Source organism: Massilia mucilaginosa (genome assembly GCF_011682145.1).
Classification (GTDB): domain Bacteria; phylum Pseudomonadota; class Gammaproteobacteria; order Burkholderiales; family Burkholderiaceae_D; genus Telluria_A; species Telluria_A mucilaginosa.
On the sequence record NZ_WHJH01000019.1, the window covers coordinates 22,210 to 45,855 of the forward strand.

At 64.0% G+C, this 23,646-nt stretch carries 21 protein-coding genes; 14 read left to right on the plus strand and 7 right to left on the minus strand.

The features are described from left to right. Window positions 1–1,260, minus strand: coding sequence for a dicarboxylate/amino acid:cation symporter (locus F2P45_RS16770; protein ID WP_166877351.1), 1,260 nt, complete (start codon window positions 1,258–1,260; stop codon window positions 1–3). A gap of 207 nt (window positions 1,261–1,467) precedes the next feature. Here F2P45_RS16770 and F2P45_RS16775 point away from each other — a divergent pair, with 207 nt between their 5' ends. Beyond that, window positions 1,468–2,193 (plus strand): amino acid ABC transporter ATP-binding protein, encoded by a 726-nt coding sequence (locus F2P45_RS16775; RefSeq protein WP_166877354.1) that lies wholly within the window; start codon window positions 1,468–1,470, stop codon window positions 2,191–2,193. A gap of 42 nt (window positions 2,194–2,235) precedes the next feature. Here the strand turns inward: F2P45_RS16775 and F2P45_RS16780 are convergent, their stop codons facing one another. Then, on the minus strand, window positions 2,236–2,508 hold the full coding sequence (locus F2P45_RS16780; protein ID WP_166877357.1) for a YlcI/YnfO family protein: 273 nt from the start codon (window positions 2,506–2,508) through the stop codon (window positions 2,236–2,238). A gap of 158 nt (window positions 2,509–2,666) precedes the next feature. Between F2P45_RS16780 and pyrC the strand changes: the two genes are divergently transcribed. The 3 genes from pyrC to F2P45_RS16795 are packed head-to-tail and all read left to right on the plus strand — an operon-like array spanning window position 2,667 to window position 5,504. Beyond that, window positions 2,667–3,716, plus strand: coding sequence for a dihydroorotase (gene pyrC, locus F2P45_RS16785; RefSeq protein WP_166877360.1), 1,050 nt, complete (start codon window positions 2,667–2,669; stop codon window positions 3,714–3,716). Between the two features lie 3 nt (window positions 3,717–3,719). Continuing rightward, window positions 3,720–4,511, plus strand: a complete 792-nt coding sequence (locus F2P45_RS16790; protein WP_166877363.1) for a DUF3025 domain-containing protein — start codon at window positions 3,720–3,722, stop codon at window positions 4,509–4,511. A gap of 9 nt (window positions 4,512–4,520) precedes the next feature. Then, on the plus strand, window positions 4,521–5,504 hold the full coding sequence (locus tag F2P45_RS16795; RefSeq protein ID WP_166877366.1) for a Gfo/Idh/MocA family protein: 984 nt from the start codon (window positions 4,521–4,523) through the stop codon (window positions 5,502–5,504). A 117-nt stretch (window positions 5,505–5,621) separates the two neighbouring features. On the opposite strand, the gene recG is transcribed toward F2P45_RS16795, so the two are convergent. Then, on the minus strand, window positions 5,622–7,673 hold the full coding sequence (gene recG / locus F2P45_RS16800) for an ATP-dependent DNA helicase RecG (protein WP_166877369.1): 2,052 nt from the start codon (window positions 7,671–7,673) through the stop codon (window positions 5,622–5,624). 104 nt (window positions 7,674–7,777) lie between these two features. Between recG and queA the strand changes: the two genes are divergently transcribed. From queA to F2P45_RS16845, 9 genes are all read left to right on the plus strand, one after another. Beyond that, a complete protein-coding gene (queA, locus tag F2P45_RS16805; protein ID WP_166877372.1) occupies window positions 7,778–8,800 on the plus strand; it encodes a tRNA preQ1(34) S-adenosylmethionine ribosyltransferase-isomerase QueA in 1,023 nt (340 codons plus the stop codon). 12 nt (window positions 8,801–8,812) lie between these two features. Beyond that, on the plus strand, window positions 8,813–9,952 hold the full coding sequence (gene tgt / locus F2P45_RS16810) for a tRNA guanosine(34) transglycosylase Tgt (RefSeq protein WP_166877375.1): 1,140 nt from the start codon (window positions 8,813–8,815) through the stop codon (window positions 9,950–9,952). Between the two features lie 410 nt (window positions 9,953–10,362). Next, window positions 10,363–10,641: a preprotein translocase subunit YajC gene (yajC, locus tag F2P45_RS16815; RefSeq protein WP_229505129.1), complete on the plus strand. Its 279-nt coding sequence runs from the start codon at window positions 10,363–10,365 to the stop codon at window positions 10,639–10,641. Window positions 10,642–10,695: 54 nt separating this feature from the next. Next, window positions 10,696–12,573, plus strand: a complete 1,878-nt coding sequence (secD, locus tag F2P45_RS16820; protein ID WP_166877381.1) for a protein translocase subunit SecD — start codon at window positions 10,696–10,698, stop codon at window positions 12,571–12,573. 24 nt (window positions 12,574–12,597) lie between these two features. After that, a complete protein-coding gene (secF, locus tag F2P45_RS16825; protein ID WP_166877385.1) occupies window positions 12,598–13,617 on the plus strand; it encodes a protein translocase subunit SecF in 1,020 nt (339 codons plus the stop codon). Window positions 13,618–13,720: 103 nt separating this feature from the next. Beyond that, a complete protein-coding gene (locus F2P45_RS16830) occupies window positions 13,721–14,413 on the plus strand; it encodes a helix-turn-helix transcriptional regulator (protein ID WP_166877387.1) in 693 nt (230 codons plus the stop codon). Window positions 14,414–14,474: 61 nt separating this feature from the next. After that, window positions 14,475–15,092 carry a glutathione S-transferase family protein gene (locus F2P45_RS16835; RefSeq protein ID WP_166877390.1) on the plus strand — a complete coding sequence of 206 codons (618 nt, stop codon included), beginning with the start codon at window positions 14,475–14,477 and terminating at the stop codon, window positions 15,090–15,092. A gap of 205 nt (window positions 15,093–15,297) precedes the next feature. Continuing rightward, window positions 15,298–16,644 carry an MFS transporter gene (locus tag F2P45_RS16840; RefSeq protein ID WP_229505123.1) on the plus strand — a complete coding sequence of 449 codons (1,347 nt, stop codon included), beginning with the start codon at window positions 15,298–15,300 and terminating at the stop codon, window positions 16,642–16,644. Window positions 16,645–16,678: 34 nt separating this feature from the next. Next, on the plus strand, window positions 16,679–19,030 hold the full coding sequence (locus F2P45_RS16845; RefSeq protein WP_166877393.1) for a GH36-type glycosyl hydrolase domain-containing protein: 2,352 nt from the start codon (window positions 16,679–16,681) through the stop codon (window positions 19,028–19,030). Between the two features lie 172 nt (window positions 19,031–19,202). On the opposite strand, the gene gntR is transcribed toward F2P45_RS16845, so the two are convergent. The 4 genes from gntR to F2P45_RS16865 all read right to left on the minus strand — a co-directional run bounded on the left by gntR (window position 19,203) and on the right by F2P45_RS16865 (window position 22,231). Then, window positions 19,203–20,231 (minus strand): HTH-type transcriptional regulator GntR, encoded by a 1,029-nt coding sequence (gene gntR / locus F2P45_RS16850; protein WP_166877396.1) that lies wholly within the window; start codon window positions 20,229–20,231, stop codon window positions 19,203–19,205. A 300-nt stretch (window positions 20,232–20,531) separates the two neighbouring features. Beyond that, window positions 20,532–21,365: an HDOD domain-containing protein gene (locus F2P45_RS16855; protein WP_166877399.1), complete on the minus strand. Its 834-nt coding sequence runs from the start codon at window positions 21,363–21,365 to the stop codon at window positions 20,532–20,534. 120 nt (window positions 21,366–21,485) lie between these two features. After that, window positions 21,486–21,767, minus strand: coding sequence for a hypothetical protein (locus F2P45_RS16860; RefSeq protein WP_126073913.1), 282 nt, complete (start codon window positions 21,765–21,767; stop codon window positions 21,486–21,488). After that, window positions 21,764–22,231 carry a MarR family winged helix-turn-helix transcriptional regulator gene (locus tag F2P45_RS16865; protein WP_166877402.1) on the minus strand — a complete coding sequence of 156 codons (468 nt, stop codon included), beginning with the start codon at window positions 22,229–22,231 and terminating at the stop codon, window positions 21,764–21,766. Before F2P45_RS16865 ends, F2P45_RS16860 begins: the two co-directional genes overlap by 4 nt. A gap of 249 nt (window positions 22,232–22,480) precedes the next feature. On the opposite strand from F2P45_RS16865, the gene F2P45_RS16870 reads away from it, so the two are divergent. After that, on the plus strand, window positions 22,481–23,431 hold the full coding sequence (locus tag F2P45_RS16870) for a GlxA family transcriptional regulator (protein ID WP_166877405.1): 951 nt from the start codon (window positions 22,481–22,483) through the stop codon (window positions 23,429–23,431). Window positions 23,432–23,646 lie beyond the last annotated feature (215 nt).

The following is a 23,646-nucleotide window of genomic DNA, read 5'->3' on the forward strand; positions in this document are numbered from 1 at the left end:
TTACTTGAGCGGCGAGGTGGCCGGTTCGACCGTGCCCGGCTCGCTCAATTCACCCTCCCACTTGGCCACGACCGCCGTGGCGATGGCATTGCCGATCACGTTGGTGGCCGACCGCGCCATGTCGAGGAAGTGGTCGATGCCCAGCAGCAGCAGCAAGCCCGCTTCGGGAATATTGAACTGGCCCAGGGTGGCGGCGATCACCACCAGCGAGGCGCGCGGCACGCCAGCCATGCCCTTGGAGGTGAGCATCAGCACCAGCATCATGGTCAGCTGGGTCGACAGCGACAGCTCGATCCCGTACGCCTGGGCGATGAAGATGGTGGCGAAGGTACAGTACATCATCGAGCCATCGAGATTGAACGAGTAACCGATCGGCAGCACGAAGGCGGCGATGCGGTTGCGTACACCGAAGCGCTCCAGGCCTTCCAGGGTCTTTGGAAAAGCCGCCTCGGACGACGCGGTCGAAAATGCCAGGATGGTCGGCTCGCGCACTTCACGCAGCAGGGCGAACACGCGTGGGCCCAGGAAAATGAAGCCGGCAATCGTCAGCACGATCCACAGCACGATGATGGCGATGTAGAACTCGCCCATGAAGATGCCGTAGGTGGACAGGATGCCGATGCCGCTCTTGGCGATAATGCCCGAAACGGCCGCCAGCACCGCGATCGGGGCCAGGTTCATCACATAGCCGGTCACCTTGAGCATGACGTGCGCCACACCGTCGATGGCTTCGATCATCGGGTTGGCGCGCGCGCCGACCGCGGCGGCGGCGGTGCCGAAGAACAGCGAGAAGATCACGATCTGCAGGATTTCGTTCTTGGCCATGCCATCGACGATCGACGACGGCACCAGGTGGGTGACGAATTCTTTCAACGTCAGGCTGGTGGTGACGATGCCCGATACCGCGCCGGCCGGCGGCAGGTGGGCCACCATGGCGTCGCCTGGACGGAACAGGTTGACCAGGATCAGGCCGAGCGACAGCGAGAGGATCGAGGCGATCACGAACCAGCCGAGCGCCTTGGCGCCGATGCGGCCGACTTCCTTGGCGTCGCCCATTTTGGCGATACCGACCACCAGGGTCGAGAACACCAGCGGCGCGATGATCATTTTAATCAGGCGCAGGAACAGCGTGGTCACCAGCGACATGTATTCGGCAAAAGCGGCCGGGTTGGGCGTGCTGACGTTGATGACATACCCGATCACCACCCCGAGCACGAGTGCCAGCAGGATGTAAAGGGTAAGGCGATTTTTCTGGTTCATGGGCTGTGCATCCTGTATTTGAGTCGATTCGGCGTCGTCAGCGAGCAGCTGAAAGCTGGTCTCCCTGCGTTCTCGGGCAAAATAGCGGTATTTTGTGAGCGAACCAGCCAGTATGGTGATGATTTTCTTGGCAAGTTCCGCAGTATCCTAGGGGGCGCAGGTGCTGTCAAGCTCGCACCTCCTCTTCCAGAACAGACGAAAAACAACATGATCGAACTAAAAAATGTCAGCAAGTGGTATGGCCAGTTCCAGGTGCTGGCCGACTGCACGACCCAGGTGGGCAAGGGCGACGTGGTGGTCATTTGCGGTCCGTCCGGCTCCGGCAAGTCGACCCTGATCAAGACCGTCAACGGGCTCGAACCGTTCCAGGAGGGCGAAGTGCGGGTCGACGGCGTGTCGGTCGGCGACAAGAAAACCGACCTGTCGGCCCTGCGCGCGCGCATCGGCATGGTGTTTCAGAATTTCGAGCTGTTCCCGCACCTGTCGGTACGCGACAATCTGACACTCGGCCAGACCCGGGTGCTTGGCCGCAGCCTGGACGAAGCCACCGCCAAGGGTTTGCAGTACCTGGACCGGGTGGGCCTCTTGGCGCAGCAGGATAAATACCCCAGCCAGTTATCGGGCGGGCAGCAGCAGCGCGTGGCGATCGCGCGCGCCCTGTCGATGGACCCGATTGCCATGCTGTTCGACGAGCCCACCTCCGCGCTCGACCCCGAAATGATCAACGAAGTGCTCGACGTGATGGTCGCTCTGGCGCAGGAAGGCATGACCATGATGGTCGTCACCCACGAAATGGGCTTTGCGCGCAAGGTGGCCGGGCGTATTTTGTTCATGGACCACGGCCGCATCGTCGAAGACAGCCCGACCCAGGAGTTTTTCACCGCGCCGCGCTCCGAGCGTGCGCGCGAGTTTTTGGCGCGGATTATTCATTAAGCGCGGCGGCGCGCCTGGCGCCGTACGAGGATGCGCGAAAAATCACCCGGCCAATCTGGCCTCAGCTTGCGCGAGTATGTCATCGAGATCGTGCAGTACATCGTCGACACTGTAGTACTCGCCGCTTTGCAGTGCCGCATCGCGCGAAACCATACCGCGATCGATAAAGTCGTGCTGGGCACGGCGCTGCCGGATCCGCAACCGCACCGATTGCGCGGTTAGACCGGACAGGGACTCGCCGCTTTCAAGCAAGCTTTCGGCAGCTTTGCGCACGTCGGGTGCGACTCGTCGAGAAGGGAAGTTGGCAGCTTTCAAGGTGGACTCCATGCGTAGCGTTTGAAACGTCAATATCTCAAGCTCTCGAAGCAGAAGCAAGCAGCATGTTCAAACGTGCGCTATGTTTCTTGGAGGAAGCATGAGCGATTGCTTGCCTGCGGAGGTTAAAATACCGCATCCGTTTTCCGAAAGCCGCCATGTCCACCATCGATACCCCCCAGAGCCTGACCATCACCCGTCCCGACGACTGGCACCTGCACCTGCGCGACGGCGCCGCGCTGGCCAGCGTGCTGCCGCACAGCGCGCGCCAGTTCGCCCGCGCCATCGTCATGCCCAACCTCAAACCCCCGGTCACCACCACCGCCATGGCGCAGGCCTACCGCGAGCGCATCCTGGCCGCGCTGCCGGCCGGCATGCGCTTCGAGCCGCTGATGACGCTCTACCTGACCAACAACACCGACCCGGACGAAATCCGCCGTGCCCAGGACAGCGGCTTTGTCCACGCTGTCAAACTGTACCCGGCCGGCGCCACCACCAATTCCGACGCCGGCGTGACCGACCTGGCGCGCTGCTACAAGACGCTCGAAGTGATGCAGGAAGTCGGCATGCCCTTCCTGGTGCACGGCGAAGTGACCGACCAGGAGATCGACCTGTTCGACCGCGAGGCGGTGTTCATCGAGCGCGTCATGCGTCCGCTGCGGCGCGATATGCCGGAACTGAAAATCGTGTTCGAGCACATCACCACCAAGGACGCGGCGCAGTACGTGGCCGAAGCCGACGGCCCGATCGCCGCCACCATCACCGCGCACCACCTGCTGTACAACCGCAACGAGATCTTCAAGGGCGGCATTCGTCCCCATTACTACTGCCTGCCGGTGCTCAAGCGCGAAGAGCACCGCCTGGCCCTGATGACGGCCGCCACCAGCGGCGACGAGCGCTTTTTCCTGGGCACCGACTCGGCCCCGCACGCGGTGGGCGCCAAGGAGGCCTCGTGCGGCTGCGCCGGCTGCTACACCGCGCTGCACGCGATGGAGATGTACACCGAAGCGTTCGAACGCGCCGGTGCCCTCGACAAGCTCGAAGCCTTCGCCAGCTTCCACGGCCCCGACTTCTACGAACTGCCGCGCAACACCGACCAGGTGACCCTCAAGCGCGAAGCCTGGACCCTGCCGCAAACCGTGCCGCTGGCCGATTCCGCCCTGGTGCCGCTCAACGGCGGCGAGCAGATTAACTGGAAACTGCTGTAAGCGATGCTGTCGCAGATTGACTGGGCGCGCCCGTGGTACGACGCGGTGCGCCCCGCGTTTGCGCGTTTGCCCATCGACGTCAACTGCGTGGCCGACGCCCTGAACGCGGCTGCCGCGCCGCTGGCGCTGCTCAACCAGCGCGGCCTGCCGCTGCGCTTCGTGCCGCAAGATGACTTGCCCGAAGGGCGCGCCTACGAAGAATTCATCGGTGCCACCGGCTGCGTGCCCACGCGCGACAACCTGCACGATTTTTTCAATGGCCTGGTGTGGCTGACCTTCCCGCGCATCAAACAGCAGTTAAACGCCCTGCAGGCGGCGCAGATTGCGCTGGCCGGCGTGGGCAAGTCGCGTGGCGCGGCGCGCGACGGCGCCACCATCTTCGACGAAAACGCGGCCTTGCTGGTGGTGCGTGCCGGCGGCGCGGGTGAGCAGCTGGTGGCCGCCCTGCGCGCGCACGGCTGGGTTGAGGCACTATACGAACGGCGCGCCGCCTTTGGGTGCGACGCCGAAGTCTGGCTGTTCGGCCACGCGCTGATGGAAAAGCTGGTCGCGCCGCGCAAGGCGATCACCGCGCACACGCGCGTGGTGGTGGCCGGCGGCGACTACTTCGCCCTGCCGCACGACGGACGGCGCGCCTGGATCGACCGCAAGGTCGCCGCCGAACTGGCGGACGAAGGATTGAGTACTGCCTGCTTTACCCCCTTGCCGGTGCTTGGCGTGCCGGGATGGTGGGAAGGGCAGGACCACGGGTTTTACGCCGACACCACGGTATTTCGGCCCAAGCGGGTCGTTTGAGGAGAAGAGATGACTGAAGCGGTACGTTGGGGAATTCTGGGCACGGGCAAGATTGCGCGCGCGTTTGCGACGGCCTTGCGCGACACGCCTGGCGCGGTGCTGGCCGGCGTGGCATCGCGCAGCCTGGAAAGCGCGCAGGCTTTCGGCGCCGAATTCGGCGCGTTTGACAGCTACGGCTCGTACCAGGCGCTGGCCGATGCGAAGGATATCGATGTGGTCTACATCGGCACCCCGCACCCGATGCACGTCGAGAATGCCGTCATGGCGCTCAATGGCGGCAAGGGCGTGCTGTGCGAGAAGCCCTTCACCATGAACCGGCGCGAAGCCGAAGAGATCGTGGCGCTGGCGCGCGAGAAGAAGCTGTTCCTGATGGAGGCGATGTGGACGCGCTTCATGCCGGCGCTGGCCGAAGTGCGGCGCATCATCGCGTCGGGCGAAATCGGCACGGTGCACCAGGTGACGGCCGATTTTGGCTTCGCGGGCACGCAAGACCCGCTGCACCGCCTGAACAATCCGGAACTCGGCGGCGGCGGGCTGCTCGACCTGGGGATTTATCCGCTCTCGATCGCGGCCGCGCTGCTGGGGCCCGTGGCCGAGGTGCGCGCCATGGCGCTGATGGGCGAGACCGGGGTCGATATCCAGACCGGCTTCACCATGACGCACGAAGGCGGCGCCATGTCGGTGTGCAGTTGCTCGCTCAGGGCCAGGACGCCGGCGGAGCTGACCGTGTCCGGATCGCTCGGCCAGGTGCGCATGAATACCATGTTCCACCGGGCGCAGTCGGTGACCGTGACCACGGCGGACGGCGCGCGCACCATCGATACGCCGTACCTGGGCAACGGGTATGTGCACGAGGCGATGGAAGTGGGGCGCTGTTTGAAAGAGGGGCTGCTGGAGAGCCCGGGCATGCCGCTCGACGAAACGCTGCATCTGATGGGCGTGCTCGATACGATTCGCGGGCAGATCGGCTTGCGCTATTCGGCGGACGCTTGATTCGTCGTTCCCGCGAAGGCGGGAACCCAAGTCCGCTTCGCAGCCGTCGACTACAGAAAAATTGGGTTCCCGCCTGCGCGGGAACGACGGTTTTTAGATTGGCGTGAGAGATGGAAGCTACACCTTTAAAAACTCCTCCTTGCCCCCCAGCCAGCGCGCCAGATGCGCCTCCACCACATCATCGACCGCCTCATGAATCAGGTTGTGCGCCACGCCGCGCGCCTGTTCCACCAGCCACTGGTCGGTCTCCAGATCGGCAAACCTGAGCATCGCCTGGCCCGACTGGCGCGCCCCTAAAAACTCGCCCGGCCCGCGAATCTCCAGATCCCTGCGCGCGATTTCGAATCCATCGGTGGTCTCGCGCATGGTCATCAAGCGCTGCTTGGCGATCGGCCCCAGCGGGCTCTGATACAGCAACAGGCACACGCTGGCCGCCGAGCCGCGTCCCACCCGCCCGCGCAACTGGTGCAGCTGCGACAAGCCGAAGCGCTCGGCGTGCTCGATCACCATCAGCGACGCATTCGGCACATCGACCCCCACCTCGATCACGGTGGTGGCCACCAGCACCTGCACCTCGTTGGCGGTGAAGGCATCCATCACCTCCTGCTTCTCGGCCGCCTTGAGGCGTCCATGCACCAGCCCCACCTGCAAATCGGGCAGGGCCTCGGCCAGCATGGCGTGCGTATCGGTAGCCGTTTGCAGTTGCAGCGCTTCCGATTCCTCGATCAACGGGCACACCCAGTAAATCTGGCGTCCCTCCAGCGCCGCCGCGTGCACCCGCTCGATGACTTCGTCGCGCCGGTTCTGGTCGATCGCGCGCGTGACGATCGGGCTGCGCCCCGGCGGCAGTTCATCGATGACCGACACTTCCAGGTCGGCGTAATAGGTCATCGCCAGGGTGCGCGGAATCGGCGTGGCCGACATCATCAGCTGATGCGGCGTCTTGCCGTTGCTGCCCTTGTTGCGCAGGGTGAGGCGCTGGCCCACGCCGAAGCGGTGCTGCTCGTCGACGATCACCAGCCCCAGTTTCGCAAACTGCACCGTATCCTGGATCAGCGCGTGGGTGCCGATGACCAGCTGCGCCTCGCCCGACTCCACCATCGCGGTGGCGGCCAGCTTGTCCTTCTTTTTCAGGCTGCCGGTGAGCCACGCCACCTTCACGCCGAGCGGCTCCATCCAGCCGGCGATCTTGCGGAAGTGCTGGTCGGCCAGAATTTCGGTCGGCGCCATCAGGGCCGCCTGGTAGCCGCTGTCGATGGCCTGCGCGGCGGCCAGCGCCGACACCACCGTCTTGCCGCTGCCGACGTCTCCCTGCAGCAGGCGCTGCATCGGATAACCGTTTTTCAGGTCGGCGCGGATTTCTTTCAGCACGCGCTGCTGCGCGCCGGTCAGCTTGAACGGCAACTGCCCCAGGAACGCTTCCGACAATGCGCCGATGGCCTTGAGTACCGGCGCCCCCTTGACCCGGCGCGCCCGCTGCGCGCGTTTCAGCGAGAGCTGCTGCGCCAGCAGTTCGTCGAACTTCATGCGGATCCAGGCCGGGTGCGAGCGCTCGACCAGCGAATGGGCGTCGATTTCCTGCGGCGGATAGTGCAGCAGCCGCACCGACGGCTCGAAATCGGTCAGGTTCATCTCTGCGCGCAGCGCCGGCGGCAGGGTGTCGTGCCAGTCGATGCGCTTCATCGCATCGGCGATCGCGCGCCGCAGAATCGCCTGCGACAAGCCTTCGCCGGACGGATACACGGGCGTGAGCACGGTCGGCAGCGGCGCGCCTTCGTTGATCACCTTGTAGGCCGGGTGCACCATCTCGGCCCCGAAGAAGCCGTGCTTGAGTTCCGCCCGGGCGCGCACGCGCGTGCCCTCGGCAAGCTGCCTGACCTGGCTGCCGTAAAAATTCATGAAGCGCAGCAGCAGGTCGCCGCTCTGGTCGGCGATGGTGACCAGCAGCTGGCGCCGCGGGCGGAAGCTGATCTCGTTTTTCGTGACCACCCCCTCGACCTGCGACACATGGCCGCCGCGCAGGCAGGCTTCGCGGATCGACACCACGACGGTCTCGTCCTCGTAGCGCATGGGCAGGTGCAGCACCAGGTCCATGTCGGTGTGCAGGCCCAGCTTGGCGAGCTTGCTTTCGTTGGTTTTCGGTGGCGTTTTCGGTTTGGTCGGCGGCATATTGAAGCAACTTCAGTGCGTAAGGGGGTAAAATAGAGGGTTGCCCTGCACGCGTGAGCCCTTATTGTACGGCTCTTGACCCCATTTTTTACAAAATTAGCAGAATGTACTCGCTCTCCGACTTCGATTTCGACCTGCCCGCCGAGCGCATCGCGCAAACGCCGCTGCCCAACCGCAGTGCCTCCCGCCTGCTGCACCTGGACGGGGCGGCCATTGTCGACCGCCAGTTCGCCGATATCGTCGGCCTGCTCGCCCCCGGCGACCTGCTGGTGATGAACGACACGCGCGTGCTCAAGGCGCGCTTTTTCGGCGTCAAGGAAACCGGCGGCAACGTCGAGGTGCTGGTCGAGCGTATCCTCGACAGCCGCACCGTGCTGGCCCAGGTGCGCGCTTCCAAGTCGCCCAAGCCCGGCAACCGCATCCGCCTGGCCGACGCCTTCAACGTCACCGCGGGCGAGCGCGCCGGCGAATTCTTCACCCTCGTCTTCGATGGCGACGTGTTCGAGCTGATCGAAGCGCACGGGCGCCTGCCGCTGCCGCCCTATATTGAACACGACGCCGACGAATTCGACGAAACGCGCTACCAGACCGTGTATTCGCGCGAACCGGGCGCGGTGGCCGCGCCGACGGCCGGCCTGCACTTCGACCAAGCGCTGCTGGCCGCGCTCAAGGCCAAGGGCGTCAACTTCGCCTATGTGACCCTGCACGTGGGCGCCGGCACCTTCCAGCCGGTGCGGGTCGAAGCGCTGGCCGAGCACAAGATGCACACCGAGTGGTACACCGTGCCGCAGGAAACGGTGGACGCCGTGCGCGCCGCCAGGGCGGCCGGGCGCGATGTCGTGGCGGTCGGCACCACCAGCCTGCGCGCGCTCGAATCGGCCTCGCAGTCGGGTGAACTGGTGGCCGGCAGCGCCGACACCGCCCTGTTCATCACGCCCGGCTACACCTTCAAAACGGTGTCGCGCCTGATCACCAACTTCCACCTGCCCAAATCGACCCTGCTGATGCTGGTGTCGGCCTTTGCCGGGTATGAGGCCATCCGCGGCGCCTACGCGCACGCCATCGCCAGCGAGTACCGCTTCTTCAGCTATGGCGACGCCATGCTGCTCACGACCGACAACAAGTAGACCGGACCAACCATGCTCGACTTCCAACTTCTCAAGACCGACACCAGCGGCCTGTCGCACGCGCGGCGCGGCCGCCTCACGCTCAATCACGGCGTCATCGAAACCCCGATCTTCATGCCGGTCGGGACCTACGGCTCGGTCAAGGCGATGTCGCCGGTCGAACTGAAAGAGGTCGGCTCGCAGATCATCCTGGGGAACACCTTCCACCTGTGGCTGCGCCCGGGCACCGAGGTACTCAACAAATTCGGCGGCCTGCACGGCTTCATGGGCTGGGACAAGCCGATCCTGACCGACTCCGGCGGCTTCCAGGTGTTTTCGCTCGGCGCGATGCGCAAGATCACCGAGGAGGGCGTCAAGTTCTCCTCGCCCATCGACGGCAGCAAGCTGTTTCTGTCGCCCGAGATCTCGATGCAGATCCAGCGCGCGCTCAATTCTGACATCGTCATGCAGTTCGACGAATGCACCCCGTACGAAATCGACGGCCGTCCGGCCACCTCGGCCGAAGCGGCGCAATCGATGCGCATGTCGCTGCGCTGGGCGCAGCGCTCGATGAACGAATTCACCCAGGGCGAAAACCCGAACGCGCTGTTCGGCATCGTCCAGGGCGGCATGTTCGAAAACCTGCGCGACGAGTCGCTGGCCGGGCTCGAAGAGATCAACTTCCCGGGCATCGCCATCGGTGGCCTGTCGGTGGGCGAGCCGAAGGAAGACATGATGCGCATGCTCGAACACGTCGGCCCGCGCCTGCCGGCCAACAAGCCGCACTACCTGATGGGCGTCGGTACGCCGGAAGACCTGGTGGCCGGCGTGGCCAACGGGATCGACATGTTCGACTGCGTCATGCCGACCCGCAATGCCCGCAACGGCTGGCTGTTTACGCGTTTTGGCGACGTCAAGATCAAGAACGCGCGCTACAAGGACGACCAGGGGCCGCTCGACGAGAGCTGCGACTGCTACTGCTGCAAGAACTTTTCGCGCGCGTATTTGCACCATCTGCACCGCTCGAAAGAGATTCTGGGTGCGCGCCTGAACACGATCCACAACCTGCACTACTACCTCAAGCTGATGAGCGAAATGCGCGACGCGATCGACGCCGACCGTTTCCACGCCTTCCGCCTCGAATTCAACGCCGGCCGCGCGCGCGGTGTTTAAAAGTTGTAAAACCGGCGGCCGGCGAACCGGGGACAGCGTCCCGACCTTACCTTTAGCTGTCTTTTTGACTACTAACCCTGGCGTTGTCATTTCTGCCATTGGCAGAAATGACTTCCCGCGCAGGCGGGAATCCATAGCACCTATGCTCAGCGGTGCTATGGGCCCCCGCCTGCGCGGGGGAGACGGCCCTAGAAGGCAACGCAGCGGGTGGATGTTGAAAATTATATAACTTTCGACCGCTTGCAAAAACGAAGTTGGCAGCCACATAGGCCAAATTGGCTCGCCCCGAGTATGCGGTGCTAGAATACAGCGCTGATTTTTTAACGAAACTAACCTCAATATCGGAGTCTCCCGTGTTTATTTCCAACGCTTATGCGCAAGCTGCCCCCGCTGCCGCCGATACCAGTCTGATGGGCAATATGAGCACCTTCCTGCCCCTGATTCTGATGTTCGTGGTCATGTATTTCCTGATGATCCGCCCACAGCAAAAACGCGCCAAAGAGCAGAAATCCATGATGGACGCGCTCGCCAAGGGCGATGAAGTCGTCACCGCCGGCGGCATCCTCGGCAAAGTCGTCAAGGTCAGCGACAGCTATGTCACCATCGACATCGCCAACAACACGCCGATCGTTGTGCAGAAGAGTTCGATCACCACGCTGCTGCCGAAAGACACGCTGAAGTCCCTGTAAGCCCGACGCGCGGCCGATGCCGCCTGACTGCTCAACATTGAACGCTGGAACACTATGAATCGCTATCCCGTCTGGAAATACATTCTCATCGTCATTGCGCTGTTGCTGGGTGCCTTGTACACGGCGCCCAACTACTTCGTCGAATCGCCTGCGCTGCAGGTGACGACCGGCAGTTCGATCCTCAAGATCACCAACTCGACGAGCGAACAGGTCGAAGCAGCCCTCAAGGCGGCCGGCATCGCGCACGATGGCGTGACCCTGGACGGGAATGAAAACAGCACGTCCGTGCGTGCGCGCTTCGCCACCACCGACGCCCAGTTCAAGGCCAAGCTGGCGCTCGAACGCGCCCTGAACCGCAACCCTGCCGAACCGGATTACATCGTCACCGTCAACCTGGTGAAGAACACCCCGCAGTGGATGCAGGCGCTGCGCGCCTTGCCGATGAACCTGGGCCTGGACTTGCGCGGCGGCGTGCACTTCCTGATGCAGGTGGACGTGGCCGCGACCACCGAGACCAAGATCAAGAGCATGCAGCAAAGCGTGCGCAGCCTGCTGCTCAAAAAGGAAGAAGCGCGCCACAGCGGCATCGACCGCGTCGGCCAGAACATCGAAGTGCGCTTTGACGATGCCGCCAGGCGCGCCAAGGCACGCGCGATCATCGGCGCCGATTCGCCCGACCTGCTGCTGACCGAAGCGTCCGACGCCAACGGCCTGAAACTGGTCGTCGCGCTCAAGCCCGAAGCACTGCAGCGCACCATCGAAGAAGGCGTCAAGCAAAACATCCTGACCCTGTCGAAGCGGGTCAATGAACTGGGCGTGTCCGAGCCGATCATCCAGCAGCAGGGCCGCGACCGCATCGTGGTGCAGCTGCCGGGCGTGCAGGACGTTGCGCGCGCCAAGGACATCATCGGCCGCACCGCCACGCTCGAAATGCGCATGGTCGACGACACCGTGGTGCCGGGCATGGAATCGGCCGCCAGCATTCCGCTCACGTCCGAACTGTTCACCGACGAGCGCGGCCAGCCGATCGTGCTCCTGAAAGACATTATCCTGAGCGGCGAATACATTTCCAGCGCCATCGGCACCATGGACCAGAACAACCAGCCGGCGGTGAGCCTGGACCTGAACGGCAATGGCGGCAGCAAGATGCGCGAAGCCACGCGCGACCGCATCGGCAAGCGCATGGCCATCCTGCTCAAGGAAAAAGGCAAGTACAACGTGCTGTCGGCACCGGTCATCAACAGTGAACTGGGCAGCCGCTTCCAGATCACCGGCATGGGCACCCCGCAAAAAGCCAACGAACTGGCGCTGCTGCTGCGCTCCGGCGCCCTGTCGGCACCGATGGAAATCATCGAAGAACGCGTGATCGGCCCGCAGCTGGGCGCCGAGAACATCGCCAAGGGCCTGTACTCGACCGTGTACGGCTTCGCCGCGATCGCCATTTTCATGATCATCTACTACCACATGTTCGGCGCCTTCAGCGTCGTCGCGCTGGCCTCGAACCTGCTGTTCCTGCTGGCGCTGCTGTCGTGGATGCAGGTGACCTTGACCTTGCCGGGCATCGCCGCGATCGCGCTGGCGCTGGGCATGGCGATTGACGCCAACGTGCTCATTAACGAACGTATCCGCGAAGAGCTGCGCGCCGGCGAATCGCCGCAAAAGGCGATTGCCGCCGGCTTCGACCGCGCCTGGGCCACCATTCTCGACTCCAACGTGACCACACTGATCGTCGGTATCGCCTTGCTGGTCTTCGGTTCCGGTCCGGTGCGCGGCTTCGCCGTGGTCCACTGCCTGGGCATCCTGACGTCGATGTTCTCGTCCGTGTTCGTCTCGCGCGGCGTGGTCAACCTCTGGTACGGCCGCACGAAAAAACTGAACAAAGTCTCGATCGGTACTGTCTGGACTCCTGGCCTGTCGGTCACCAAACAATAAGCACTTACTACAACAGGACTCAAGATGGAATTTTTCCGCATCAAGAAAGATATTCCCTTCATGCGCCATGCGTTGATTTTCAACGTGGTGTCGGCGCTGACCTTCGTGGCAGCCGTGTTTTTCCTGGTGACCCGCGGGCTGCATCTGTCGGTCGAATTCAAGGGCGGCACGGTGATGGAGCTCAAATACCCGGCCGCCGCCAACCAGGAGAAGATCCGCACGGACCTGATCACGCTCGGTTACGAGCAGCCGGAAGTATCGAGCTTCGGCACCGCGCAGGAAGTCATGCTGCGCCTGCCGATCATCGAGTCGGTGGCCGGTTCCACCGGTTCGCAGAAGGTGTTCGCCGCGCTGTGCAAATCCGAAGGCGGCGCGGTCACCCGCATCGATACCGTGGTCAAGGGCCAGAGCGTGGCCAAGGATGTCTGCCATTCCCCAAGCGGCGCCGACGTGCTCAGTCTCCAGAAGGTCGAATTCGTCGGCCCGCAGGTCGGTGAGGAACTGGCCCACAACGGTATCAGCGCGCTGCTCATGGTGGTGCTGTTCGTGGTGATCTACCTGGCCATCCGCTTCGAGTGGAAGTACGCCGTCTCGGCCATCGTCGCCAACTTGCACGACGTGGTCATCATCCTCGGCTTCTTCGCCTTCTTCCAGTGGGAGTTCTCGCTGGCGGTGCTGGCCGGCGTGCTGGCGGTGCTGGGCTACTCGGTCAACGAATCGGTGGTGATTTTCGACCGGATCCGCGAAAACTTCCGCAAGCAGCGCAAGGCCAGCGTCGAAGAAGTCATCGACAATGCGATCACCAGCACCATCTCGCGTACCATCATCACCCACGGCTGTACCCAGATGATGGTGCTCTCGATGCTGCTCCTGGGCGGCGCGACCTTGCACTACTTCGCCGTGGCGCTGACCATCGGTATCTTGTTCGGTATCTACTCGTCGGTATTCGTCGCCGCGGCCATTGCCATGTGGCTGGGCGTGAAACGTGAAGACCTGATCAAGCCGATCAAGGAAAAGGACGAAACCGACGGCGCCGTCGTTTAAGCGCCCTCCAGCCTTTGCCAAGAATGCCGCCCGGCTCACGCTGCGCGGCATTTTTCACAAGCGCCGCCTGCCGAACCACGATGCCTCGTCACCGCCCGCCGCCATGAGCCGTACCAACCGCCTGTTCCTCCTGCTCGACGCCCTGCGCGGTCACCGCCGGCCGGTCACGGCCGCCGTGCTGGCCGAGCGCCTCGGCGTCTCCGAGCGCACCATCTACCGCGACATCCAGACCTTGTCCGAACTGGGCGCGCCGGTAGAAGGCGAAGCGGGTGTCGGGTTCATGATGCGCGCCGGGCTGTTTCTGCCGCCGCTGATGTTTTCCAAAGACGAACTCGAAGCGCTGGTGCTGGGTGCGCGCTGGGTCGGGCGCCAGGGCGACGACGCGCTGGCCGACGCCGCATCGAACGCGCTGGCCAAGATCGCCACGGCCACGCCGAAAGACCTGCGCGACTGCATCGCCGAGACCAGCCTGTGGGTGCCGGTCGGGCCGGGCGTGCCCGAGGCGACCGCCTTCGTGCGGCCGGCGCGCGAAGCGATCCGCGACCAGCACAAGCTGCATATCGGCTACCGCGACGCCGCCGGCCAGGCGACCGAGCGCACCGTGTGGCCGTTCGCGCTGGCGTTCTTCGAAGGCGCGCGCGTGCTGGCCGCCTGGTGCGAACTGCGCGGGGCCAACCGCCACTTCCGCATCGACCGCATCGCCAGTGCGCAAGCGCATGGCGAGCCCTATCCCGAACACCGGCGAGAACTCATCAAGCGCTGGCGCGCCGAGATGTGCATGCCCGACGACTCCTGACAGAAACTGACGCAGGGCGCTCCTATCATGGCCGCTCCAACAACTTTTCAAGGAGTGCGCCATGCGCCTGTTTCACAATACCCTGTCATCGAACGGCCGCCGCGTGCTGATGGTCGCCGAGCAGCTTGGCCTGCCGCTGGACATCATCGAGGTCGACCTGATGAGCGAAAGCGAGCGTGCGCGCCTGCACGAAATCAACCCCAACGGCAAACTGCCGGTGCTCGACGACGACGGCTTCCTGCTGTGGGAATCGTGCGCCATCATGCAATACCTGTGCGACATCACGCCCGGCCAGCAACTCTATCCGCAGGATGCGCGGGTGCGGGCCGATGTGAACCGCTGGCTGTTCTGGGGCAGCCAGCATTTTGCCGAGACGGTCAGCATCCTGTCGTTCGAACACATATGGAAGGCCATGATCGGCATGGGCGAGGCCGACCCGGCGACGGTAGCACGCACCGAAGGCGAACTGCGCCAGCTCGGCGCCGTGCTCGACGGCCATCTGGCGCAACGCGACTGGCTGGTGGGCGACGCGCTCAGCCTGGCCGACATCGGCGTGGTGTCGCCGATGATGTACCTGGAACAAGCCAAACTGCCGCTAGCTGACTTCCCCAACCTGATGCGCTGGTTCGACCGCCTGCGCCAGCTCGAGCTCTGGAAAAACACCACCCCCGCCGGATAACTCCGCAAAACCAGCGATTCCACCTACAACCGGGGTCAGAGCTCTAATTAGAAATCTTTCTAGTCAGAGCTCTGACCCCGGTTGGCGTGTGCGGCAATTGATTGACAGTACGGTGGAGCGGGGGCATACTCGTTGTTGTATATGTTAGCGCTAACATAGGATTCGGCTGCGCGTCGGCGCGGCCGTCCATCGAGGAGATTCCGCGTTGATTGCAACACCGCTGCCGTGGCGTGAGAAGATCAGTTATGGTCTTGCCGATATGGGCTTCAATTTCTATTGGGCCAATATCGCCACCTTCCTGATGATGTTCTACACGGATGTGTACGGCATCTCGGCCGCCGCAGCCGCGTCGATGATGTTCGTCATTAAGATCGTCAACGCGTTCACCGATCCGCTGATCGGCGCCGTGGCCGACCGCACCAGCACCCGCTTCGGCAAGTTCCGCCCCTACCTGGTCTGGATGGCGCTGCCGCTGGCCGGCGCCGGCGTGCTGACCTACACCACGCCGGACCTCGGCGCCGATGGCAAGCTGGCCTGGGCTTACGGCACCTATCTGCTCATGATGGTCTGCTATACCTGCATCAACATCCCCTACAACGCCTTGTCCGGCGTGATGTCGGCCGAGCCGCAGGAGCGCTCCACCATCAACGGCCTGCGCTTCATCTTCGCCTTCGCCGGCAGCATGCTGGTCACCGCCGCCACGCCGGCCATGGTGGGCTTGCTGGGCGCCGGTGATGAGCAGCGCGGCTGGCAATTGACCATGCTGGCCTGGGGCGTGCTCGCCTCGCTGCTGTTCGCCGCCACCTTCTTCAACACGCGCGAACGCATCGCGCCGCCGCCGCGCCAGCAGACCCGCGTGCGCGACGACCTGCGCGACCTGGCCGGCAACCGCCCGTGGATGGTGCTGTTCTTCCTGGCCCTGATCATCATGGTCTCGATCACCCTGCGCACCACCACGGCCGCCTATTACTTCAAGTATGTGGTGGCCCGGCCCGAGCTGCTCGCGTCCTTCCTGCCCGCCTACATGGCCGCCGCCGCCGCCGGCGCCGCGCTCACGCCGCTGATGACGCGCTTTGTCGACAAGAAGACCTTGATGATGGTGCTGATGTCCCTCACCGCGCTGCTGTCGGGGGCGTTTTTCTTCGTCGGCCCCGAGCAGATCACGGCCATGTATGCGCTGCAGATCGCCCTCGGCCTGGTGCTTGGACCGAAGTCGCCGCTGGCGTTCTCGATGTATGCCGACAGCGCCGACTACAACGAATGGCGCAACGGCCGCCGCGCCACCGCGATGACCTTCGCCGCCGCCACGTTCTCGCAAAAACTCGGCACCGCGCTGGCGATGGCCGTCATCGGCATGGTTTTCACGCAGCTCGGCTACGTGCCCAATGCGGCGCAGTCGAGCGGCTCGCAGGCCGGCATCGTCTGGCTGATGTCCGTCATTCCCGCCGTGTTCGCGCTGCTCGCGGTGGCGGTCATGTTTTTCTATAACCTCGACAGCGGCACGCTGCGCCAGATCCAGGCCGACCTGTCGACGCGCAAGGCGCCGCAGTAGCGCAACGCCGCAGATCCCTATCAGGAGACGTTTTATGTTACGCCCCACCGACAACGGTGACCGCTATGAGTTGAGCAGCCCGACCGCGATGCCGCACGCCGCCGGCTTCCTGTGGAACCGCAAGATGATGATCCAGGTGACCTGCCGCGGCTACGCGGTGGCCCAGTTCATGCAGCCGGAACCGGCCAAATACGCGCACGCGCCGAACATGGAAGCGAAGTCCTTCATGCAGCCGGAGCAGGCCTATTTCGCCCATCATCCGGGGCGCTTCTTGTATGTGAAGGACGAAGACACGGGCGAGCTGTTTTCGGCGCCCTACGAGCCGGTACGCGCGCCGCTGGAGCGCTTTGCCTTCTCGGTCGGCCAGGGCGACCTGGCCTGGCAGATCGAACACCTCGGCATCGGCATCGAGCTGCGCCTTTGCCTGGCGCCGGACGATGTGGTCGAACTGTGGTCGCTGCGCGTGACCAACCGGTCCGGCCGCCCGCGCAGGATCAGCGTGACGCCGTATTTTCCGATCGGGTACATGTCGTGGATGAACCAGTCGGCCGAGTACCGCGCCGACCTGGGCGGCATCGTCGCCAGCAGCGTCACGCCCTATCAGAAAGTGGCCGACTACTTCAAGAACAAGGACTTGAAGGACAAGACCTTCTTCCTGTGCGAGCAGGCGCCCGATTCGTGGGAAGCCAACCAGGCCGCCTTTGAAGGGGAGGGCGGCCTGCACAATCCGTCGGCCCTGCAAGGCGCGGCGCTGGCCTGTGGCGACGCCCGCTACGAGACGCCGGCGGCGGTGGTGCAGTACCGGCTGGCGCTGGACGCCGGCGCGGCCAGCACCCGGCGTTTCCTGTTCGGACCCGCCTTCGATGACGCCGAGATCGCGGCCCTGCGCAGCACCTGGCTGAGCGAAGACGGCTTCGCGCGCGCCGCCGCGCAAGCGCAAGCCTACGTGGCCGGCGGCCGCGGTTGCGCGCGCATCTCCACGCCCGACAAGGAGCTTGACAACTTCGTCAACCACTGGCTGCCGCGCCAGGTGTTCTACCACGGCGACGTGAACCGCCTCACCACCGACCCGCAGACCCGCAACTACCTGCAGGACAACATGGGCATGAGCTTCGTGCGCCCGTCCGTGATGCGCGCGGCCTTTTTGCATGCGCTCAGCCAGCAGGAAGCCTGCGGCGCCATGCCCGACGGGATCTTGCTGGCGGCCGGCGCGGAACTCAAGTACATCAACCAGGTGCCGCACACCGATCATTGCGTGTGGCTGCCGGTGTGCCTGCAGGCTTACCTCGACGAGACGGCCGATTATGCGATGCTCGACGAGGCCGTGACCGACGCGGCCGGCCGCAGCGAGAGCGCGTTCGCGCGCGTCGGCCGCGCCATGGAGTCGCTGCTGGCCGGGCGCGATCATCGCGGCCTGTCGTTCATCGCGCAGGGCGACTGGTGCGATCCGATGAACATGGTCGGCTACAAGGGCCGCGGCGTGTCCGGCTGGCTGACCGTGGCGGCGGCATATGCGCTCACCCTGTGGGCCGGCGTGTGCGAGCAGCGCGGCGACGCTGCGCGGGCGCGGCACTTCCGCGATGGCGCGGCGGCCATGAACGCGGCGGCCAACACGCACCTGTGGGACGGCGCCTGGTTCGCGCGCGGCATCACCGATGACGATGTGAAGTTCGGCGTGAGCACCGATGCCGAAGGGCGCATCTACCTCAATCCGCAGGCGTGGGCGATCCTGGGTGCGGCGGCGGACCAGGCGCAGACGGCGAGCATGCTGGCCGAAGTCGAGCGCCAGCTGTATTCGCCCTACGGCGTGACCATGTTCGCGCCGCCGTACAGCGCCATGCGCGACGACGTCGGGCGCGTGACGCAAAAGCACCCGGGGTCGGCCGAGAACGGCGCGGTGTACAACCACGCGGCGATTTTTTACATTTTCAGTTTGTACAGCATCGGCGAGAGCGAGCGCGCGCACATGCTGCTGCGCCAGATGATCCCGGGGCCGGACGACGCCGACTATCTGCAGCGCGGGCAGCTGCCGGTGTTCATCCCCAATTACTACCGGGGCGCCCACCGCGAGTATCCGCGCACGGCGGGCAGGTCGAGCCAATTGTTCAATACCGGGACCGTGTCGTGGGTGTACCGCTGCATTGTCGAAGGCTTGTGCGGCTTGAAGGGCGATGCCGACGGCCTGACCATCAACCCGCAGATGCCGGCCGCGTGGCAGCGCATGGATGTGGAAAGGGAGTTTCGCGGCGCGCGCTTCCAGGTCCATATCGAACGTGCGGATGTGAAGAGCGTGATGGTCAGGTATGAGGGGAAGTTTTTGCCGACGCCACGCATGACGGGAATCGTGGCGGGGGCGCAGTACCGGCTCGATGTCTTCGTTCCCTAGTGTCCTGAGTTAGAAATTCGTTGAATAAATATGGCGATAATCGCGCCGATACCGCGTCACAAATGCTCGCCAGGCGCTTGCCTGTCTGCGCTTTGTTCCTTGTCTCAGCACGATTTCGCCATATTTATAATCAACGAATTTCCAACTCAGGACACTAGTCCTGCGCGGGTACTTACGCGCTCTCGCGCGCCATCAGCGTAAACCCCAGATCGATCTGCGCCAGCGGCGGCGCCTCGCCGTGCATCACCGCCAGCAGCAAAGCGGCCGCTTCGAACCCGATCCGGTAGCGCGGCGTGCCGATCGTGGTTACCGAGGGCGTCATCCACGCCGACGCCGGCAAGTCGTTGAATCCGCACACCGCCAGCTGTCCAGGCACCTTGATCCCGCGCCGCTGGCACTGGTAAATCGCGCCATGCGCCAGGTCGTCATTGCAGCAGAAAACCGCGTCGCAGTCCGGCGCCTGTTCCAGCATGCGCCCCAGCAGTTCCGCCCCCAGCGCGATGGTCGACGGCGCGCCCACCATCAGCTCCAGGCGCGCGTGGGCCAGGCCCGCGTCGCGCATGGCCTTGCGGTAGCCGTCGGCGCGGCGCAGGGTGCGTTCATCCAACTGGGCGCCGATGAAGCCGATGCGCGTATGGCCCTTGTCGATCAGGTAGCGCGTCATCGCGTGGCCCGCATCGAACTGCGAAAACCCCACCGACAACTGCCCCGGCGCGCTCGCCAGGTCCATCATCGACACCACCGGCACCCTGGATGCGGCCAGCATCTGCGTCACCCGCGCACTCTGGCTCAGGCTGGAGAGCAAAATCCCATCCGGATTCGATTGCAGATAAATACCGAGCAGCTTTTCTTGCTCGGCATCCGAATAGCGCGTGTTTCCGATCAGGAGCTGGTAATTGCCGCCGCCGATCGCATCCTCGATCCCCTCCAGCACAGCCGTGAACACCGCATTCGAGAGCGACGGCACCAGCACCACAATCACGTTCGACTGCGCCGACGCCAGCGCGCGCGCGGCGCGGTTCGGCACGTAGCCGAGTTCGGCGACGGCCAGTCCGACCCGCTCGCGCACCGCGTCCGATACCCGCTCGGGCTGGTTCAGCGCGCGCGAGGCCGTCATCGCCGACACCCCGGCGCGCGCGGCCACCGACGCCAGCGTGGCTTTGCCGCTGGCCCGGCTCTTGATTGTGCTTGTTTTGCTCATGCGCTTGGTTGTCTGCGATAATTTTTTGAAAACTTTTGGCCGATTTTACGCCTCTCGGCATGCTTTCCGTCAATACATCGCAAGTTGCCTTGAGGAATCTTCCACTTGTGTGTGTTCACGCACAGAGTTGCGGGAGGCGGCGGACTATAGTGGAACTGTCTCTTTCAGGACATCCCTAGTTTTGGACTTCGCCCGCTCTGATACAGCGGGCATTTTTTTGCCCTGCCGAAAAGCGGCGCAACAATCCTTGGGGAAAAGCAGGCGCGGCAGGACGCCGCGCCGGGTTCCCGCGCCGCCTGCTTACATCAGGGCCGAGGTCAGGCTGCTCACTTCGGCGGCCGATTCTTCCAGGATGCTGTTGAGCGTGCCATCGCCGATGACGAAGTCGATGGTGGCCGCCGCCTGGCGCGAGGTGGCGCCGGCGCGCTCGTACAGGGGCGACGGCACGGGCGCCAGGTCGTTGGCCAGCAGCAGGGTGTCGCCCAGGGTTTCGGGCGGCAACGCGCGCATCCCGACCCACAGCGCCTCGATGGCCGCCATCACCGGTGCCGGCACGCCCAGCCGTTGCAGGACGCAGCGGCCGATGATCTGTTCGCCATGTTCGATCCAGTCGTCCGGCTCGCCTTCGAACAGGCCCGGAAATTCATCCGCGCGCGAGAGCATGTAAAAACCGCCCACCTCGTGCACGATGCCGGCGAACATGGCCGTCTCGGGGTCGAGGTTGGCGACGCGCCGCGCGATCACCTGCGACAGCGCCGCCACGTGGGCCGAGTGCTGCCACAACTGATTGGCCTTGTCGCGCAGCGAGGGTTCGGTGATCTTGCTGCCGAGCTGGCGCACGATGACCGACGCGCCCAGCGCGTTGAGGGTGCGAAACCCCACGCGCTGCACCGCGGTGCGCACATTGGTCACTTCATTGCCGGATCGGTTGTAGGCGACCGAATTGGCGATCGCCACGGTGCGCGCGGCCAGCAGCGGCTCGGCCTGCACCAGGCGGGCCGCCACATCGGCATGACAGTCGGGATCGTTCAGCGCGCGCTGCAACTTGAGCGTGGCGTCGACATTGGTCGGGAAACTCAGTTCCCCCCGGCTTGCTTGAGCAGCAATGCTCTTGTACGCTTCGAGTCTGTCCATGAAAAAATTATACTCCGATAACCCAGCCGTGTTTGTCGTAAAAACGTGCTTCAAAGCATTTATTTGACCGGCCGCCGGGGGGCTTCGCGGCCCACCCTGCGTTCACGGCGGGGCCGTCGTTCAGGGCTCGCTGAAGATGGCGTCGCAGCCGTCCTGGGTCGCTTCGGTATCTTCCAGCTCATCGACCAGGCCCAGGTCGAACAATTCCTCGACCGCGTTCATGAAACTGTTCAGTTTGGTGGCGCCGATGAGGCGATAGATTTCGCCGGCTTCGTTACGCACGCCGATCAGCATTTTTTCCTGGCGCACTTCATCCGGCGTAGCGACGTTGAGCAGCAGGTTGCCGATGATGTGTTTGTCAAAGTGAGCGGGCTTTTTGCCTTCGAGCAGGGTGGTTTTCAATCTTCTTCCTTGTGTTGTTGTGATGTGGGGCAAACGGCATGGTCGGCGATGACTTGTTTCAGTTTGCGCAAGCTGGCATCGATGTCATCGAAATCGCTGTCCGACAAGGACGAAAACAATTGCCTGCCATGCTCGATCACCTTCGGAAAGACGTCGCGGAACGCGGCCTCGCCGTTGGCGGTCAGGCGCACATAGAAAGAGCGCTTGTCGTCGCAGCTGCGTTCGCGTTCGACCAGGCCCTTCTGTTCCAGGCGGTCGATCACGCCGGTCAGCGTGCCCTTGGTGATCAAGGTTTTCTCGCCCAGTTCCTTGTACGTCATGCCCTGCGTATTGCCGAGCGTGGCGATGATATCGAACTGGGCATGCGTCAAGCCGCACTGGCGCACCGACTCGCCCGAAAAGCGCTCGAAGCTTTGCAGGCACTCGGCCAGCAAGCGCACACTCCTTAAATAACGTTCCCCCATAGGCCGTGATTATAGCTGGCCGCGCCCGGTTTGACGGCGGCGCGGTCGCTTGTGTGGCCTGTGCGCCGCGCCGGCCGTGCGCTTGATGCGGATTTGCTACAGCGGCCCGATGCGGCGGCAGGGCGGCCTGGCCGGGGCAGGATGGTTGATCTCCGGTATGATAGCCAGCCAATGGAAATCCGATTGGCGCCTTGCGGGCGCCGGTCCCTCACGGCTTAACTATTGTAATGACGCACCGATGCCTGTCCAATGCCACTAGCTAAACTCGCCCGCCTGGCGCAAGAAACCCCGCTGCGCGTGCTTCTCATCAACGCCGGCGAGCCTGACGCGCTCACCTGGGCCGGCCTGTTCCAACCGCTGCGCCTTGCTGCCAAGATTCTCGGCCCCGAGCGTTTGCATGTGGACGTGCGCAGTCCCGACAAATTCGCCGCCGACGCCCAGCGCCACTGGCACCTGGTGCTGCTGGTGGCGGACGAAGCGCAAGCGTCGCTGAAACCGGCCAACAGCCGCATCCTGATCGAGCGCTGCCGCGCCGCGCCGTTCTGGGGCGGGGTGGGTGCGGGTGTGCTGTGGCTGGCCGACGCGGGCGTGCTCAACGGCGTGCGCACGGCGCTGCCGTGGGCCCTGTATGCCGAGGTCGACACCGTGGCCGACCGCGCCGTGTTTACGCCCAACCTGTTCGAAATCGACGACAACCGGCTCACCTGCTGCGGCGGCGCGGCCAGCATCGACTTCGCGCTGAACCTGGTCGAGATCATTTTTGGTGCCGGAGTCCAGGCGCGCATCAAGGAAACCCTGTGCATCGACCGCGTGCGCGGCAAGGAAGAGCGGCAGCGGGTGGCCTTGCAGGCCCGTTTCGGCGCGCTGCAACCGAAGCTGACCGAAGCGGTGACCTTAATGGAGGCCAACATCGAAGAGCCTTTATCGACGGACGACATCGCCAACCTGGTCGGCATATCCAGGCGCCAGCTTGAGCGCTTGTTCAAGCAATACCTGGGCAGCCTGCCGTCGCGCTACTACCTGGAGTTAAGATTACAGCGCGCGCGCCAGCTGCTGCTCGACACGCACTATTCGATTGTGCAGGTCGGGCTGATGTGCGGCTTCTCGAGCGGCTCGCACTTCTCGACGGCGTTTGGCGCGCTGTTCGGCAACACCCCGCGCGAAGAACGCCAGCGCAAACTCGCCGCCCCACCCGCTTGAATTCCTACGGCCAATCGCGGCAAACCCCTACAACCGGGGTCAGAGCTCTAATTAGAAATATTCAATATTGGGGTCGGAGCTTCATATCGCGTTCAAGCCAAGGGGCGCGTACGTCAATACTTGCTTACCTCCGGGGCGCATCAGTCGCGACTTTATAGGTCTGTGGGCAATTAGTTTCGAGTCAGAGCTCTGACCCCGGTTGAGGAATGTTTCGA